The following is a 2,294-nucleotide window of genomic DNA, read 5'->3' on the forward strand; positions in this document are numbered from 1 at the left end:
GAGTCCGAGGGCTTCGCGGTCGAGGGCGTGCTGCCCGAGGAGTTCCTGCTGGCGGGGGAGTACGTCGACGACGTGCTCATGGGGCGCCGTCTCTGAGGACCTGGTCGGCCGCGGCGGTCGTACGGCGTCTGCGCACCACGAGGCAGAGCGCGACCCCCGCCACGAGCAGCGAGATCAGGAAGAACACCGGCACGGGAGCCTCCGGGGTGCCATGCGGGACCGGTGCGGGACCGGTGCCGTGCGAGACCGTCGCCCCATCATCCGGGGGCCGCCGCGCTACGACGTGACCAGTTCGCCCGTGTCCACCGGCGACGTGGCGTCCGCCGCCTGCCGGGCGTCGCCCGCGACCTCGTCGACCGTCAGGACATAGCCCGTCTCGTCGTCGGAGGTGGAGCGGGCGAAGACCACGCCGTAGACCTGGCCGGATGTGGTCAGCAGCGGGCCGCCGGAGTTGCCGGGGCGGACGGTCGAGCGGATCGAGTAGATCTCGCGGGTGACGGTGGCGTCGCTGTAGATGTTCTGGCCGGTCGCCTTGACCCGGTTGGCCACCGTGGCCGCCTGGAGGTTCAGGTCACCGTCCTGCGGATAGCCCGCGACCACCGCGGAGTCGCCCCGCGAGGCGCTGTCCTCGAAGCGCAGCACCGGCGCCCGGAGATCCGGGACGTAGAGCACGGCCACGTCCCTGTTCGGATCGAACAGCACCACCCGTGCCCGGTACGGCTGCCCGACCCCGCCGACCCGGATGCTCGGCTCGTCGATGCCGGCCACGACGTGGGCGTTGGTCATCACGTGCTGCGGGGCGTACACGAAGCCGCTGCCCTCGCGGCCCTGGGTGCCGGAGGCGCCCTCGATCTTGACGGTGCTGAGCTTGGCGGCGTTGGTGGCGGCGGCCGTGACGCTGTCGCCGGTGGGCTTGGCGACCTCGGCCGTCGACTCGTTCTCGAACGGGTTGAAGACCTGCGGGAAGCCCGCCTCGGTCAGCGCGGAGGTGGCCCGGGAGAACCAGTTCGGTGTGGTCTCCGGCATGGAGTCCTGGACGGCGCCGAGCAGGGCGGAGTCCCGGATGGCGGTGGTGACCAGCGGGGACGAGGACGCGCCGAGCACGCTTGCGGCGACCCAGGCCACGATGAGCACGGCCACGGAGTTGGCGGCGGCCCCGCCGACCCCGTCCGCGACCCTCAGTGGCCCCTGGTCCAGCTCCCGGCGCAGCCTGAGCGCCAGCCGCCCCGCCAGCTCGTGCCCCACCGCGGCCGGGACCAGCACCGTCAGCACCGCGGTCACCGTCGCGGCCGTGCTGCCCGGTGCCACCAGGTCCATCATCCACGGCAGCACCCACACGCCCACGATCGCGCCGCCGACGAATCCGGCGAGCGAGACGCAGCCGGCCACCAGGCCGCGCCGGTAGCCGGAGGCCGCATAGGCGGCGATCACCAGCAACAGCAGGATGTCGAGCACGTCCACGGAGCCGCCCTTCTCTCTCGGAACCTTCAGTACGCAGGCGAGGCGTCCAGTGATCAGCTACGCGCACGCGTGGCCGGTTCCCGGCGGTACGCGCGCGTGCACCTGCAAAAACGTCGCGGACCAGGACGATGGTTCCACCGGGTGGCACAGCCCACATCGCGGACGGAGCGGATCGGGCCGAGAGTGGAACCATGCGTGTCCGAAGAGCGCGGGGTGTGCGACGGCGGCGGACGCCCCGAATACGTGAGGCGAGCCGGACAGGACTCGCCGCCCGAATACACGACGCAAGCCTTGCGCTCCAAAACCGCCTCCCCCACAAACACCGCTCATCGCCCACGGCCACCGACTCCACGGAACCTGCCGACGCGAAGGTCCCCGCCACCCCTGCGACGCCGCCCAGGCCCGCCGCTCCGACGGCGCCTGTGGCCGCTGCTGGGGAGGGGGTGCCTGCCGGGCCTGCGGTTCCTTCACGTCCGGGGGGCGCCGATGGGCCTGTGGCTTCTGCGGGGACGGCCGTTCCCGTCGATCCGACGGCGCCTGTGGCCGCTGCTGGGGACGGGGTGCCTGCTGGGCCTGCGTTCCCCTCGCGTCCGGCGGCCGTCGACGGGCCCGCGGCTTCTGCCGGGACAGCAGGCCCCGACGGGTTGGAGGCTACGGGCGGATCTGCGGTCTCCCCTGGGGCTGCCGCTCCGATTCGGCCGACAGTTCCGGTCAGTCCCGCAACTCCGGCAAGGTCGGCGGCCCTGGCCAAGCCCGAGAGTCCCGTCCGGGTGGCCGCCTCCGCCGGGCCCGAGCCCCCCGAAGAGCTCGCGGCCCCCGCCGGGCCCGGCACC

The 2,294-nt window shown here is 73.2% G+C and carries 1 protein-coding gene and 1 pseudogene; one reads left to right on the plus strand and one right to left on the minus strand.

The features are described from left to right. Positions 1-96 (plus strand): annotated as a pseudogene (locus JF597_RS54195) (GNAT family N-acetyltransferase); the annotation flags it as partial. A 180-nt stretch (positions 97-276) separates the two neighbouring features. Here the strand turns inward: JF597_RS54195 and JF597_RS54200 are convergent. After that, positions 277-1,461, minus strand: coding sequence for a MarP family serine protease (locus JF597_RS54200; RefSeq protein WP_294014490.1), 1,185 nt, complete (start codon positions 1,459-1,461; stop codon positions 277-279). Positions 1,462-2,294 lie beyond the last annotated feature (833 nt).

Source organism: Streptomyces sp. (genome assembly GCF_019510245.1).
Taxonomy (GTDB): domain Bacteria; phylum Actinomycetota; class Actinomycetes; order Streptomycetales; family Streptomycetaceae; genus Streptomyces.